We start from the raw sequence: 14408 nt of genomic DNA on the forward strand, positions 1-14408 counted from the left end.
CGGGGCTTTACCCCGTACCTTCAAAGAATGGGGACGGATGGCTGACAGACCGTACGCCCGTTCCCTATGAGCTAGCGAGGAACCTGCCCCGCCTCATTTGGTCTATTCGCGAGCCTTTCTCCCAGCGGCCATACGCAGTGCGTAGTCGATGGCGTTCATGAGCGAGAGCTCGCTCGCGGTCCCCGTGCCGACTAGGTCGAAGCCCGTGCCGTGGTCCACGGAGGTGCGGATGATGGGCAGGCCCAGGGTGACGTTCACGCCCTCGACGGCCCGCCACCGCCCCTTGTCGCGGTCATACACGAAGCCCAGGAGCTTGGTGGGGATGTGTCCCTGGTCGTGGTACATGCACACCGTGATGTCAAACCAGCCGCCGTTCATCTCGGAGAAGACGGTGTCGGGCGGGATGGGCCCGATGGCCTCGATACCCTTGGCCTCGGCCGCCTCGATGGCCGGGATGATCTCCTCGATCTCCTCGGTACCGAAGAGGCCATGCTCCCCCGCATGGGGATTGAGGCCGGCGACGGCCACCTTGGGACCCTCGATGCCCAGGTCGCGGCAGGCGGCATCCGCCAGCTCGATGACCTCGAGCACGCGATCCCTCCTCACGCGGTCGCAGGCCTCGCGCAGACTCACGTGCGTGGACACGTGGATGACGCGAAAGTCATGGTGGGCGAGCATCATGGCGTAGCGCTTGGTGTGCGTGTAGGTGGCATAGATCTCGGTGTGGCCGTCAAAGCGCATGCCCTCGGGCGCAAGCGCCAGGTTCATGGCCTCCTTGTTGAGGGCGTTGGTCACCGTGGCGTCGATCTCGCCGTCCATGGCCAGCTCGATGACCTCCCTTACGCTCTGGAAGGCGGCCATGCCACCCTCGGCAGAGACCTCGCCCAGCTTGAAGCTAGCGACGTCCTTCACCAGGTCCAGGTGGTACACGTCGATGATGCCAGCCTCGAACTTCGCGTCGGCAACGCTCTCGACGGGCCTCACCTTGATCTCGGGATGCCCGACGAAGCCCTTGGCCTGCTCGATCATCTTTGCGTCGCCCACCACCAGGGGTCGGCAGCGCTCATAGAGCGCGGCATCCGCCAGCGCCTTCACGGTGAGCTCGGGACCGTTGCCCGCGGGGTCACCCATGGTGATGCCAACGATTGGTCTTGTGCCAGCCATTACTCGATGCCCCTCTGCTTGTCCTCGGCGAGTGCCGTGCGCAGGGCGGCAAGCCCCTCCTCGGAGAGCTGGTTGAACGGGGCGCGGCATCTGCCCACGGGGAAGCCCAGCTCTCTCACGGCAAACTTCACGACGGTGTTGGGGTTGCCGTACTTGAACACGCTGCGCAGGTTGGCCACGTTGTCCTGGCACTGCTGGGCGGCGTCGAGGTCGCCCTTCACGAAGTTCTCGTAGATGCCCACCATGTTCTTGGGATACACGTTGGCACAGCCGGCGATGGAGCCCTTCGCGCCCTCCTTGAGGGCCCTGAGGATGAGGGCGTCGTTACCGGAGAGCACGGCGAAGTCCTTGTTGCGGGTGAGGTCGATGTAGGCCTTGAGGTTGTCCCAGTCACCCGAGGAGTCCTTGGCGCCCACGATGTTGTCCACCTCGGAGAGCTTGGCCACGGTGGCGGGCTCGAGGGCGTTGCCGGTGCGCATGGGGATGTTGTAGAGCACGATCGGCAGGTCCACGGCGGCGGCCACGGCCTCGTAGTGGGCCTGAAGCTCGGCCTGGCTGGCCTTGGCGAAGCTCGGGGTGATGATGGAGAGCACGTCGGCGCCCAGGTCGGCAGCCATCTTGGACTGCTCGATGGTCTCCTTGGTGGAGACGCAGCCGGTGCCGGCGTACACGGGCACGCGGCCGGCGACCTGGTTGATCACCGTCGCGAGGACGAGCATCTTGTCCTCCTTGTCGAGGATGTAGCCCTCGCCGTTGGTGCCAAAGCAGAAGATGGCGTGGATGCCGGCCTCGATCTGGCGATCCACCTGGCAGCGCAGCTCCGCCGTGTTGATGGTCTCGTCCTCCCTGAACGGCGTGACGATGGGAACGATGATGCCCTTGATGCCTGCCATCTACCTCAGCAACCTCTCGTAGATCGCGCGTGCGTCCTCAGCGGTGACCTCACGCATGTTGTTCACGAGCAGCCGCTGCTGCTGCATGCCTGCCTCCACGAGGCCCTCGAGGTCCTCGGGCTTGACGCCAAACTCCTTGAGATCGGTGGGGATGTCCAGGTCGCGCACGATGTCACCGATCCGGTCGAGGAGGGCGCGGGACTTCTCCCCCTCTGTGGAGAGGACCTTGTCACCGTGGTGGGCGCGATCCCAGGCCTGCGCGAACTTGGTGCGGCAGGCGGGCTCGTTGAACTCCAGGACGGGCAGGAGCATCATGGCGATGGAGACGCCGTGGGCCATGTGGTACTTGCCGCCCAGCGGATAGGCCAGGCCGTGCACGGCCGTGGTGCCCGAGGCCGTGATGGCGATGCCGCCGTAGAAGGCGCCAATCTGCATCCGGTTCTTCTCGACAATGGCGTCCTCGTCGTCGCAGGCCCTCATGATGTTGTTCATGATGATGTCAAGGCCCTCGAGCGCGAAGGTGTCGCTCATGGGGTTGGCCTTCTTGGACGTGAGGCACTCGATGCAGTGCGCCAGGGCGTCCACGCCTGTGGTGGCGGCGATCTTGCGCGGGAGGTTGCGGATCATCTCGGCGTCGAGGATCACGTAGTCGGGAACCATGTTGTCGTTGACGATGCCGATCTTGGTCTCCTGCTCCGGCACGGCCACGATGGCATTGGGGGTGCACTCGGCGCCGGTGCCGGCCGTGGTGGGGATGGCGAGCAGGGGTGCGCACTTCCTGGCGCGACCGGGATCGGAGAGTAGGTCCTTCACGCCGTACGCGTCGGTGTCGAGCACGCTGGCGAGCTTGGCGGCGTCCATCACGGAGCCGCCGCCACAGGCGATGATGAAGTCCGCCCCAGTGCTGCGGAACTGGTCGACCGTGGCCTGGGCCGCCTCGTAGGTGGGCTCGGGCATGAGGTCGTCGAAGACCTCGCATACCAGACCGGCGGCCTCAACCTGCTTGGCCACCAGGTCAAAGAGGCCGCGTGACCGGATGGACCCGTCCGTGAAGGCAGCGACTTTGGTAGCTCCTGCCCCCTTGAGAATGGCGGGAATCCTCCCGAGGGAATTGGCACCGCTATAGACCGCATGTGGCAGCTTGAGGCTGTACGCATCCACTGGCATGGCTGAGACCTCCTGTTTCTCGACCAGGTACTGCTGGACTTGCATGAGTAGATCGTCCGCGCCAAAGGCACCGGACTTGGTGATGAGGTAGCGCTCGCGACCGGCGTCCTCGAAGCGCGCGAGCACGACGCCGGGCAGAATCTCCTCCATGGGCTCGAGCGTCCTGATGCCCATGGCGGTCATGAGGCTTGCAAGCGTGTCGCCACCGATAACCATCAGCGTGCGGCCGCCATCCTCCAGCACCTCGCGAGCAATGCGTCCCATGGCCTGGTTGATGGCTTGTGAGGGATGGATGCGGCGTTCGAAGAGCGCCGCCTCGCAGAAGTCAAGCGTGTCGAGAAGGGCGAGGGGCGCGCCTTGGGCCACCCGGACGAAGTCTCGTGCGAGCTGGATGGCATCGCACTCGCACCAGGAACCCGAGAGCACGGGGGCGAGCGGCAGATGCATACGGGGCGCACCATGGGCCTCAATGAAATCCAGCTGGGAACGGGTGACCGCGTTGACCGAGCCGGAGAGCACCGACAGCTTGGGACTCAGCCTCGTGCATACAGGCACATATGCGGGCGTGCTCGACTGGCGTGGATAGGTCTCCAGGAAGCCGGCACAGCCCGCCACAAGCACCAGGTCGTCAGCCTCGGCAAGCCTGCGCCCGATGCGTGCGAGGCCCTCGTCGCTGTCGCAGTCGAACACGTCCACCCCAGGCTTGAGCGCGCTGCCATCGCACGGGCTCACGGCGACATCGCTCTCCAGGTGGATGAGCTCGTCGATGCGGCTTGTGGCGACCGGGTCGATGGGATCTGTGGCAAAGACGCTCTGCGCAAGGGGCCTGCCGTCCACATACTGGACCAGGCCCTTGGTCACGCGGCCCATCTTGGGGTAGGCGGGGACGAAGTCGATGTGGTCGCGCCCCGAGGCCGCAAGGGCCGCGGCGATCTCGGCACCCACGTTGCCGCGCAGGCCCGAGTCCACCTTCTTGTAGATGCGAGTCACACCATGGGCGCACGCCGTCGAGACGAGCTCGAAGACGGTACGGTACGCCTCGTCGGAGGAGGCGTGACGAGTCTCGGCATCGATGACAAGCACGTCGTAATCGTCAAGCAGGGCCACATCCATGGTCGGGTCCGCAGACACCGCCACACGGTCACCCTTGCGAGCGAGCTGCACACCAGAATCCAAGGCCCCCGTAAGGTCATCGGCTATGACGAGCAGACCAATCACGTGCTGCACCTCCATCCACGGAAAAGTATGGGCCACCGTCACCGATGCCCCAAGGCTTCCTAATCCAGGAAACGTTCCTATTTGAAACGTTACAGGACAGCCATGATGAATTTCTCGTAGTATGTTTCTAAATAGAACATACTCTAGGGGCATCCGATCTGGGGTATGGGAGGTGTGGACATATGATGCCATCACGCGCAGCGTCAGACGGAATCTTGGAGAGGAACATGGTCTGCACGGACGCACGGGGGGTGCGCATACTCGCCATCGCGCCCTACCAGGGACTTGCGATCGCCCTCAGGCGCGTCGCCGACGAGTATGCGAATGTGGGCCTCACCTGCATCGTGGGCAACCTCTCGGCCGGCGTCACCGCAGCCCAAGAGCAGGTCTCCGCAGGCAATGCCTACGATGTCATCATCTCTCGCGGCGGCACGGCCGACCTCCTGCGCGAGAGCTTCAGCCTTCCCGTCATCGACATCCCGGTCAGCGCCTACGACGTGCTACAGGCCATCAAGCTCTCCGAAGGGCTCAAGGGACGGCGCGCCGTCGTGGGCTTTACGGCCATCACCCAGACGGCCGACACGCTCAACGAGATCATGCAGCTTGGCCTCGACATCTTCACGCTCGTGGACACCGACGACGTCAGTACGGTCATGGGACTCCTCGTGGAGAACGACTACCAGATCATCCTCTGTGACGTCATCTCGGCCTCGGCGGCACGGGATGCGGGACTCAATCCCGTGCTCATCACCTCGGGCGGCGCATCGATACGGCAGGTGTTTGACGAGGCCCTCAGACAGACTAGGTACCTGCGCCACTACAGCAGTGAGAACGCGCTGCTGCGTACCGTCATCAACCGCCAGCCACAACGCTGCGCGATCTTTCGCAAGGACGGGTCGCTCATGCTGGGCACCTACCAGACGGACGATGGGGTCATGGCATACCTGCGAGGCATCGTCAACGAGGTCATGGCGGGGGACGTGCGGGTCGTGCGCAAGTCGTTGGGTGGCACGCTCTGGACGATTCGCGGCGAGAGGGTCTCCACCAGCGCCATCCCCCACAATGACTTCTGCGCCTTCTACTTCACGGGCACACGCGCCACCCCCAAGCGGCGGCGCGCAGGCATGAGCTCCTTCTCAAGGACCGAGGCGACCAAGGCCTATGACAGGAGCCTCTATGCCCTCACGAGTGACATCGGACGCATCTCGGCGACGATCGACAACTCGAACCAGACGGGGCAGCCCCTCCTCATCACGGGCGAGTACGGAACGGGCAGGACGGCTGTCGCCCTCTACGCCTACATCCATGGCCTCCATGCCGACATGCCCCTCACGGAGGTCGACTGCGGCATGATGACCGACTCCTCGCGCGACTTCCTCGTCAACAGCTCGCGCTCGCCCCTCTACACGCGACATGAGGTCATCCACATCAAGAACTTCAACAGCTCCGACGAGGGGTTCCTGGACAGCCTCTTCTCCACCATCGCGCAGACGGGCGTGTGCGAGCGCAACCGCGTCATCTTCTCATGCGACCCACACGGCGAGCACGTGCACAGGCGCATCGCCTATCTCAAGGACAAGTTCCAGTGCGTCGAAGTCCAGCTCATCGCCCTGCGCGAACAGCCAGAACGTGTGGCTCCGCTCACCAGCCTCTACCTCAGCCAGCTGAGAAGCGAGCTGCCCAACGAGGTCCTGCGCATAGATGGTGCCGCCATGCGACTGCTCGGTGAGTACGCCTGGCCGGGCAACCTCGTGCAGATGGAGCGCATCATACGACAGCTCTACCTCTCGGCGGTCGATCATGTGATTCGCACCGTGGATGTGCGCAGCGCGCTCGCCCTCGAACGAACCACCTATCCTCAAGGCCCAACGGGACAGGACGTCGCGCAGACGTCCTCCGCCCATGCACCCACGGACATGTCCGGTCTCACGCTGGCCCAGGTTGACCGCCTTGCCGTGGAGGACGCCGTGCGCCGCAACGGCGGCAACCAGAGTGCCGCCGCGCGCGAGCTGGGCATCAGCCGCACGACACTCTGGCGCATCCGTAGGCAGTAGCAGGGGGTGAAAGTCGTACGCACGTTTCCGCCGGCCCCGTGCGAGTCGCATGCACCCTCTGGGCCGCCGCAAGACGGGACAGCCGCTCAACCCATGTGCCTGCGCGAACGCGCGGTGACTCCACATAGGGTCGCGAACGGCCGGGGGCAGGCGCGCCGGCGATTGCACGCGACCCGGTTCCATAGCGGAACAGAGCCCAGTTCCCCTCACAATTTCTGCGCAACCAGCGCCATCGCGTTAGAATGAGGGTAGGCGTTGCGTATTGGCAGTCCACGTATGGAGGGACGATCATGAAGATTCTTGTGTTTGGCACCAAGAGCTATGACAAGGCCTCGTTCGAGAAGGAGCTGAAGGACTATCCCGACCTCCAGGTAGACTTCACGGAAATCAACCTCACCCCGCTCACGGCCCCCCTCGCCCAGGGATACAAGGCCGTCTGCGGCTTTGTGAATGCCGACGTCTCCGCCATGACGCTCGAGCTGCTGCGCGGCCTGGGCGTCGAGCTCGTCCTCATGCGCTGCGCCGGCTTTGATGCCGTCAACGTCGACTTCGCCAAGTCCATCGGCATGCGGGTCACCCGTGTCCCGGCCTACTCGCCCGAGGCCATCGCCGAGCACGCCATGGCCCTCGCCCTCTGTGCCAACCGCCACATCCACAAGGGCTACATCCGCGTCCGTGAGAACGACTTCTCGCTCGAGGGCCTTGTGGGCACCACCCTGCACGGCAAGACGGCCGGCATCATCGGCACGGGCCGCATCGGTGCCGCACTCTGCCGCATCTGCAAGGGCTTCGGCATGACGGTCCTGGGTTCCGACCTCTACCCCAACCAGAAGCTCATCGACGAGGAGCACGTCATCGACGAGTACGTCGACTACGACGAGCTCTATAGCCGTGCCGACCTCATCAGCCTGCACGCCTTCCTCAACGAGGACAGCTACCACCTGATCAACGACGAGTCCATCGCAAAGATGAAGGACGGCGTGATCTTCGTCAACACCAGTCGCGGTGCGCTCGTCGACACCGAGGCCCTCATCCGTGGCATCCGTGCGGGCAAGATCGGCGCGGCGGGCCTCGACGTCTACGAGGAGGAGAACGCCAACGTCTACCAGAACCGCGAGGATCAGATCCTTGGCCATTCCGTCACCGCGCGCCTCTGCTCCTTCCCCAACGTGGTCATGACCTCCCATCAGGCCTTCTTCACACACGAGGCACTGGGCCAGATTGCCCGCGTCACGCTCGACAATGCCGAGGCGTATGCAAACGGTAAGGATTTCGTCGATCGCAGCGTCGTGTGCTAGGCAAAGCCCTATCCTCGATAAGGCTTCCGCCAGCAAGCACACCACGGGTGGAATACACGAGAGCATCCGGCTGGCCGGCCCCTTGGGCCGGCCAGCCTTAGAACGGAGAAGGGAACGACCGGTATGACCAACAAGAGAACCAAGATCATCTGCACAATGGGTCCTGCCACGGAGAGCGACGACGTCCTGCGCCAGCTCATCGCGAGTGGCATGAACGTGGCGCGCTTCAACTTCAGCCACGGCAGCCACGACTACCACCGCAACAACATCGACCGCGTGCGGCGCATCTCTGCCGAGCTGGGCATGCCCGTGGCCATCATGCTGGACACCAAGGGTCCCGAGGTTCGCACCGGCGAGCTGAAGGATCACCAGAAGGTCATGCTAAAGACCGGCGGCACGACCGTCGTCACCACCGATGACGGCGTCATCGGCACCGCCGAGCGCTTCTCGCTGGACTACAAGGAGCTTCCCAACGAGGTCGAGAAGGGTTCCATCATCCTGATCGACGACGGCCTCATCGGCCTGGAGGTCGATCACGTCGAGGGCACCGACATGCACTGCGTCATCACCAACGGTGGCGAGCTGGGAGAGAAGAAGGGCGTCAACATCCCCAACGTGGAGGTGGGCCTGCCCTCCGTCACCGAGCAGGACAGGGCCGACATCATGTTCGGCTGCGAGCTGGGCATTGACGCCATTGCCGCGTCCTTCATCCGCAACGGTGCCGCCGTGGACGAGATTCGCGAGCTGTGCGCCGAGAACGGCCTGCGTAACCTCTACATCCTCCCCAAGATCGAGAGCGCCATGGGCGTCAGGAACTTCGACGAGATCCTCGAGCACTCCGATGGCATCATGGTGGCCCGTGGCGACCTGGGCGTGGAGATCAACCCCGCCGAGGTGCCCCACGTGCAGAAGACGATCATCAAGAAGTGCAACAAGGCCTACAAGCCCGTCATCACCGCAACGCAGATGCTCGATTCCATGATCCACAACCCGCGCCCCACGCGCGCCGAGGTCGCAGACGTTGCCAATGCCATCTATGACGGCACCGACTGCATCATGCTCTCCGGCGAGACCGCTGCCGGCCAGTACCCCGTCGAGGCTGTCAAGATGATGGCCTCCATCGCCGAGGAGACCGAGAAGTACCTGCCGGAGACCGGCGAGTACCATGACCGTGGCGGCCTGAAGAACGTGAACTCCGCCATCGGCGCCGCTGCCGTCGAGGTTGCCGATCGCGTGAATGCCAAGTGCATCATCTGCCCGACGCACTCTGGCCGCACGGCTCGCCTGATCTCCAACTTCCGCCCCAAGCTGCCCATTTATGCGATGTCGCCCTCCAACCACGCCATCCGCAAGACCTGCTTCCAGTGGGGCGTGCAGGCCATCAAGACCACCGAGCAGGGTTCGCTGTCCGCCACCTGCTACAACGCCCTGACTGTGGCCAAGGAGAGGGGTGTCGTCAAGACGGGTGACCTCGTGGTCATCACTGCCGGCGACCCTCAGACCTCGCCCTCCCAGGGTGACTACATCACGTCCACCAACATGGCGATGGTGTCGCAGATCCAGTAGGGTTCGCCCACGGAGCGTACGGTGGGCCTCCGCCACAGACGGGGGCCCTTTTTGTGACCTGGGGGTGCGGCTGCAGTGTCGTACCCGTCGCTGGAACGAGGTCTTGCACGCTGAGGCAGAACGTGAGGGACTCACTCGATGCACTCCACATGATTTCGCAGCGAGAACCATGCACCAACCGTCACAAGCACCGCTCCGAGGGAGATGAAGACGGCGGACGGCGCACCTATCCATGCGACAAACCCGCAATAGAGAGACGAGAGCGGAGCAGCACCAAAGGAGGCAAGGCTCATCACTGAAATTGCCGTTGCGGTATCGGAACCCCGTGCCTGCGTGATGAAACGTGTGACAAGCAAGGTCGAGCCCACGCCGCTGCCCAAACCCGCAGCTACAGAGAGCAGTGACGCAAGCGTGTGAGAACTTGTCGCCCCTGCAGCAGCAAACCCAAGCCCAGCGACGACGATCCCCCGTCCGATATGCGGTTCGGCCCTCTGGGGAACCACAAGGGCCATAAGGCATGCCGCAACGGCCGCACCTGCCCCATAACACGCGAGCACCTGTCCCAATTGGAAACCATCCCAAGCGCGAGCCGTGGCCAGCATGGCATATCCCGTATTCGTGAGCCCAGAGGCAGCAAACTCCGCCAGCACGATCAACACGAGACACGGACGAAACACACTGTTGGCAAGTATGCGCTTGACGCTCCCGAGCATCCGCGTCCCTAACGTATGGAGCGGGCGCCCATCCGTCAGGGAGGTACGGCAGCATTGCTCCCGTACCATGAGCAGGCAGGCAAGGGACACGAGCGACACAACGGCGAGCATTGAGAAGAGCATGCGTGGAGAGAGGAAGCCGAGCAGTGCGCCGCCAAGAAGTGGTCCTGCCACCACTCCCAGCCGCTGTATCCCGGAAAACAGCGGCTGGATTCTCTCGATCGTATCCTCAGACGAAACCGTGGTGACCATGCTTTGCGAACTTGGCAGATAAAAGGCCTCAATACAACCGAAGAGCAGAGCCGCCGCCAACAAGGCCCCCATCATGGGCACGGGCCTATCGCCACAAGCCACGGCCAGAGCGCCGAGCACGACCATGCGCAGGAAGCTCGCCCTCACGGCAACTCGACGAAACCCCCTCCCATCGGCAAAGGCCCCTGCAGGTAGAAGTAGGATGGCGCGCGGCAGGGCACCAATCGAAACGACAAGGCCAGCAACGAGGTCGGATTCGGCTAGTGCCAAGGCATACCAGGCCAACGCAAGATAGAAGACCTGATCCCCCATGACGCTGACGGCATAGCCAAGGAGAAAGAGCGTGACGTTCCTCCCGCTCCCACCGGAATGCAGCGAGGGCGCAGTCCCCTCCACAGGAGTCACAGCCGCACTCCTTCTCTTATGGCAAGCGATTCCATATCAATGAGATACGATCGGCTCGTCACGGAACAATCTCCCGTGAGCAAGTACTGCACTATCTGGCCAACCACACTCCTGGGAACTGAGTTGAGCGTACGGTAGTCGTCCTCGCGTTTGAACGCATCGTCATAGGGCGCGAAACTGTCATACACCTCCACGAGATCCGCCTTCCTCGAGTCCGCGCCTGTATACTGATGACCATTTTATCAACATATATTGTACAATTATTATTGCTAAATTTCAAAGGGAAATTTGGGCGAGCCGGCATGACTCACCGCTATGGCAGAATTGCTCAGGAGCCATCACTGAGGATAGAGGGCAGCATGGGAAAGTCAGAAACAATTAAGCGTACAGTCACTGATATCACTACGCTTAGGGTCATGTCGAACCCAGAGCGCATGCGAATCCTCGGCCTTCTACGAAACCGGGGTGCTCACACAGTGGGACAGATCAGCTCCGAGATTGGCCTCGCACCAGGGAGCGTGAGCTATCATTTAAAGAGGCTTGCCGCTGTGGGGCTTGCCGAGCAGATGACTAACCCTGACATGGATCGCCGTCAAAGTTGGTGGCAGGCATCTGACGCAGCAATTGAGCCGGCAGTCAGCCCAGATGAAGGGGCCAGCAAAGAAGTCCGACTGGAGTTGGGACGTGCCTCGGTACGCACCTATTTCGAAGCATATGAGCGCTACCTGCAAGGCTACAGGGACTTGCCGCGCGCATGGCGCGAGCATGAGATACGTCTTGATACCGTGCTTTCTCTCACACCAGAGGAGATGGGACAGTTCGAATCTGACCTGGAGGCGCTTTTAGACGCGTGGACAAAGAGAGTGGCGGCTACGACAGGGCACGCCTCCTCGAACCACGATCATCGCAGCCAGGTGCTCATCGCACTCCTTGGATTCCCCTGGCAGCCTTAACACCGTAGTAGCCACTGGAATGGCATCCTCGCGGCAGGAAGAGGGCTCCGGAGCAGGTTCGCCCCGGAGCCCTGTGGGTGCCAATCGATCCGTGTGGGTGCCAAATGATTCGTGTGGGTGCCTTTCTCCCGGGAGGGGCCGACAAAATCCCAGTTCGCAAGAGGCCGAGACGGGAGATTGGCACCCACATGCAGCAAATCACACCCACACGGTGAGAATGACACCCACAGCGGTGGAGAATCGCACCCACATGCAGCAAATCGCACCCACATGGGGATGCCCCATGCATCACACGCACACGAGGAGCTTGCGCCCTCGCCTTTAGCGCTCGCAGAGCCAGAGATGCGTGGTGAAGGGCTCCACCTCGGAGCCACCACCGAAGTCGTGCCACTCCCCTGTCGCCAGATCGGTCGCCCGACCGCACTGCGCATCGAAGTGGAAGGTCACGGGCTCGCTACCGGCGTTCACGGCCACGATGACGCGCTCGTGCTTGCTTGTGCGCTGGAAGAGCAGCGTGGTGGACGACACCTGGATCTCGGTGTAGTCGCCCCAGCAGAGCGCCTCAAAGCCAGGGGCGTCCTTCTTGCGCGCCGCCGCATACGCGGCGATGGCTTCCGTGAGCTCGTTCCACTCGGGCGCATCCAGCGCGGGACGCAGCTCGTGGTCGCCAAACCTCTGCTCGCCCTCGATGCCCCACTCGCTGCCATAGTACAGGCAGGGCACACCGGGGATGCCAAAGAGCAGGCCATACAGGCATGGGAGCTGGCGTGTGTCATCCAGCTTGGTGGCAATGCGCGGCACATCGTGGTTGTCCACGAAGTTGAGCAGGTGTCTGCCCGTATAGAGGTCCCAGGGGTCGCTCCCGCTCTGGCGATTGAGGGCGTAGGCCACCTCATGCATGTTGGACGAGTTCATGGATGACCAGAGGCCCTTGTACACCTCGTAGTTGGTGACGGAGTCCGCGAGGGTGTCCCCCATCCACTGGTTGTAGTCGCCGAACATGGTCTCGCCCACCAGCACGAACTTGCCGTCGTACGCTCCCAGGCGCTCCGTGCGCCTTGCCGTGAGCTCGTCGGCGATGCGGCGCAGGTACTCCAGGAAGCCACGGTCGAGGCAATAGGCCACGTCCAGGCGCAGGCCGTCGATGTCGAACTCCTCCTCCCAGCCACGAATGACATCGGCCAGGCAGTCATTGAGCTCGAGGTTGCCATGGTTGAGCTTGACGAGGTAGGGCACGCCCGCCCACGTCTCGTAGGAGAGGCCGTCGTCCCACTCGGTGTTACCGTCCCAGTCGATGTTGAACCAACCGGCATAGGGGCTGCTCTCACGGTTCTTAAGCACGTCCTGAAAGGCCCAGAACCCACGCCCCACGTGATTGAACACGCCGTCGAGCAGCACCTTGATGCCGGCCTCATGACAGGCGTCCACCACCCTGCGCAGGTCCGCATTGGTGCCCAGGCGGCGGTCGACGGTCTTGTAGTCGCGCGTGTCGTAGCCATGCGCGTCGCTTTCGAACACGGGGTTGAGCATGAGGCAGGTGGCGCCCAGCTTGGTCATGTGCTCGATCCAACCATGATCCACGAGCTGCAGGATGCGCGGTTCCGGATCGGACGTGCCATCGTTCTCATACGGGGCACCTGTCAGCCCCAGCGGATACACCTGATAGACCACGGATCCCTCATACCAGTTCATAGAACCTCCCGTCTGGCGCATGCGCCAGGTCGCAGTGTCACTTCATTGTAGGTGCTCGTCCACCGATTCCCAGGCCTATACTGGCTTTCGGGCAAAAGGGGGGAATATGAGCACATCGGCATCGGACGTCTCGTCCTCGGCGCGCGAGGGGCATCTCGCATACGTCACGGAGACGTACCCCTAGCTCTTGGACTGTGACCGTGTGGGCAGTGCGCCGCGTCCCATGGGCAAGAGCCGCGCCATGCCCTCAAGGGCTACGTCGGGGGCACGACGTGCTTCCGTGAGGTTGCCCGGTGTTATCGCAGGTAGAACTTGGGTGGCGCAGCGAGCTCCGGTGCCGACGCGCCTTCGCGCGCGTAGGCCAGAAGGCCCCGCTCCAGACGTTCCTGCACGTCGTGGGACATGTGCTCGAAGAGTCCCGCCGCCAGCATACGGTAGTGCGGCGTCTCGCTGAGATAGTGCTCCTGGTTCGCGCGCACGATGGCATCGGACACGTCCACGGCACGACGCACATCCCCCTCCGCAATGCGGTACTGGGGAAATGCCACGGCCTGCGCGATGAGCGCGTCATCCACCCTGCAGAGCATCGAGATGTCCAACGTACGTCCAAAGAGCGCGAAGTCATCCTGCTTGAGGACGCGCGTCGCGTTCCCCGAGGGAATGTGACGCTTCATGCGAAACGCATTCACCCAGTGGTTGTAGCCATTGTCCGCCACAAGGTGACACCAGGCGCCCAGCGTCACGTCGCTCACGTGTCCGGCGTCATCCGCGCTGGGTAGGCCATAGCGCTCCCAGAACTCCCAGAAGCGGGCCTCGGGCACAAAGGCGGGGTCGGCGAAGTGCGTTTCGCGATACTCGATCGTACGGGTGATGGGCCGTACCATGTAGCCCACGTAGACGTCTGGCACGAAGTTGCCGAAGAGAAAGGCGTTCACATCGTGAATGCCCAGCTCATCGGCCGTATGCTCGCGGAGGAGCCGCTCGACGTGCGCGGTATGTACGTTCCAGCTTGGCATAGCGGCATGGTACCCGC

10 protein-coding genes are annotated in these 14408 nt (G+C 63.0%); 4 read left to right on the top strand and 6 right to left on the bottom strand.

What is annotated here, in order from left to right; translation table 11 throughout:
- Positions 1-102: 102 nt before the first annotated feature.
- The 3 genes from pdxA to HMPREF1316_RS13835 are packed head-to-tail and all read right to left on the bottom strand — an operon-like array spanning position 103 to position 4442.
- A complete protein-coding gene (gene pdxA, locus HMPREF1316_RS09795) occupies positions 103-1164 on the bottom strand; it encodes a 4-hydroxythreonine-4-phosphate dehydrogenase PdxA (RefSeq protein ID WP_021726815.1) in 1062 nt (353 codons plus the stop codon).
- The gene (dapA, locus tag HMPREF1316_RS09800; RefSeq protein WP_021726807.1) at positions 1164-2057 is read right to left on the bottom strand and encodes a 4-hydroxy-tetrahydrodipicolinate synthase; all 894 of its coding nucleotides are present in this window, start codon (positions 2055-2057) and stop codon (positions 1164-1166) included. Before dapA ends, pdxA begins: the two co-directional genes overlap by 1 nt.
- Entirely contained in the window at positions 2058-4442 is a 2385-nt protein-coding gene (locus HMPREF1316_RS13835; protein ID WP_021726859.1) for an iron-containing alcohol dehydrogenase, read from the bottom strand. It lies immediately after the preceding gene.
- Between the two features lie 227 nt (positions 4443-4669).
- On the opposite strand from HMPREF1316_RS13835, the gene HMPREF1316_RS14125 reads away from it, so the two are divergent.
- From HMPREF1316_RS14125 to pyk, 3 genes are all read left to right on the top strand, one after another.
- Entirely contained in the window at positions 4670-6496 is a 1827-nt protein-coding gene (locus tag HMPREF1316_RS14125; protein ID WP_040652110.1) for a sigma-54-dependent transcriptional regulator, read from the top strand.
- Positions 6497-6786: 290 nt separating this feature from the next.
- Entirely contained in the window at positions 6787-7794 is a 1008-nt protein-coding gene (locus HMPREF1316_RS09815; RefSeq protein ID WP_021726806.1) for a 2-hydroxyacid dehydrogenase, read from the top strand.
- A gap of 123 nt (positions 7795-7917) precedes the next feature.
- Entirely contained in the window at positions 7918-9360 is a 1443-nt protein-coding gene (pyk, locus tag HMPREF1316_RS09820) for a pyruvate kinase (RefSeq protein ID WP_021726862.1), read from the top strand.
- Between the two features lie 131 nt (positions 9361-9491).
- On the opposite strand, the gene HMPREF1316_RS09825 is transcribed toward pyk, so the two are convergent.
- Positions 9492-10730, bottom strand: coding sequence for an MFS transporter (locus tag HMPREF1316_RS09825; RefSeq protein ID WP_021726825.1), 1239 nt, complete (start codon positions 10728-10730; stop codon positions 9492-9494).
- Between the two features lie 230 nt (positions 10731-10960).
- Here HMPREF1316_RS09825 and HMPREF1316_RS09835 point away from each other — a divergent pair, with 230 nt between their 5' ends.
- Positions 10961-11683, top strand: a complete 723-nt coding sequence (locus tag HMPREF1316_RS09835) for a helix-turn-helix domain-containing protein (RefSeq protein WP_084620946.1) — start codon at positions 10961-10963, stop codon at positions 11681-11683.
- A gap of 321 nt (positions 11684-12004) precedes the next feature.
- On the opposite strand, the gene HMPREF1316_RS09840 is transcribed toward HMPREF1316_RS09835, so the two are convergent.
- Both HMPREF1316_RS09840 and HMPREF1316_RS09845 read right to left on the bottom strand, forming a co-directional pair.
- Complete coding sequence (locus HMPREF1316_RS09840) at positions 12005-13375, bottom strand: alpha-amylase family glycosyl hydrolase (protein WP_021726820.1); 1371 nt, start codon at positions 13373-13375, stop codon at positions 12005-12007.
- A gap of 296 nt (positions 13376-13671) precedes the next feature.
- The gene (locus HMPREF1316_RS09845; RefSeq protein ID WP_021726786.1) at positions 13672-14391 is read right to left on the bottom strand and encodes a hypothetical protein; all 720 of its coding nucleotides are present in this window, start codon (positions 14389-14391) and stop codon (positions 13672-13674) included.
- Positions 14392-14408 lie beyond the last annotated feature (17 nt).

The sequence above is a fragment of the Olsenella profusa F0195 genome, assembly GCF_000468755.1.
Classification (GTDB): domain Bacteria; phylum Actinomycetota; class Coriobacteriia; order Coriobacteriales; family Atopobiaceae; genus Olsenella_F; species Olsenella_F profusa.

What these genes read in the sequence shown, in the direction of transcription:
- pdxA (WP_021726815.1), bottom strand. Translation starts at nt 1,164, where the DNA reads ATGGCTGGCACAAGACCAATCGTTGGCATCACCATGGGTGACCCCGCG.
- pyk (WP_021726862.1), top strand. Translation starts at nt 7,918, where the DNA reads ATGACCAACAAGAGAACCAAGATCATCTGCACAATGGGTCCTGCCACG.
- HMPREF1316_RS09845 (WP_021726786.1), bottom strand. Translation starts at nt 14,391, where the DNA reads ATGCCAAGCTGGAACGTACATACCGCGCACGTCGAGCGGCTCCTCCGC.
- HMPREF1316_RS09840 (WP_021726820.1), bottom strand. Translation starts at nt 13,375, where the DNA reads ATGAACTGGTATGAGGGATCCGTGGTCTATCAGGTGTATCCGCTGGGG.
- HMPREF1316_RS14125 (WP_040652110.1), top strand. Translation starts at nt 4,670, where the DNA reads ATGGTCTGCACGGACGCACGGGGGGTGCGCATACTCGCCATCGCGCCC.
- dapA (WP_021726807.1), bottom strand. Translation starts at nt 2,057, where the DNA reads ATGGCAGGCATCAAGGGCATCATCGTTCCCATCGTCACGCCGTTCAGG.
- HMPREF1316_RS09815 (WP_021726806.1), top strand. Translation starts at nt 6,787, where the DNA reads ATGAAGATTCTTGTGTTTGGCACCAAGAGCTATGACAAGGCCTCGTTC.
- HMPREF1316_RS09835 (WP_084620946.1), top strand. Translation starts at nt 10,961, where the DNA reads ATGACCATTTTATCAACATATATTGTACAATTATTATTGCTAAATTTC.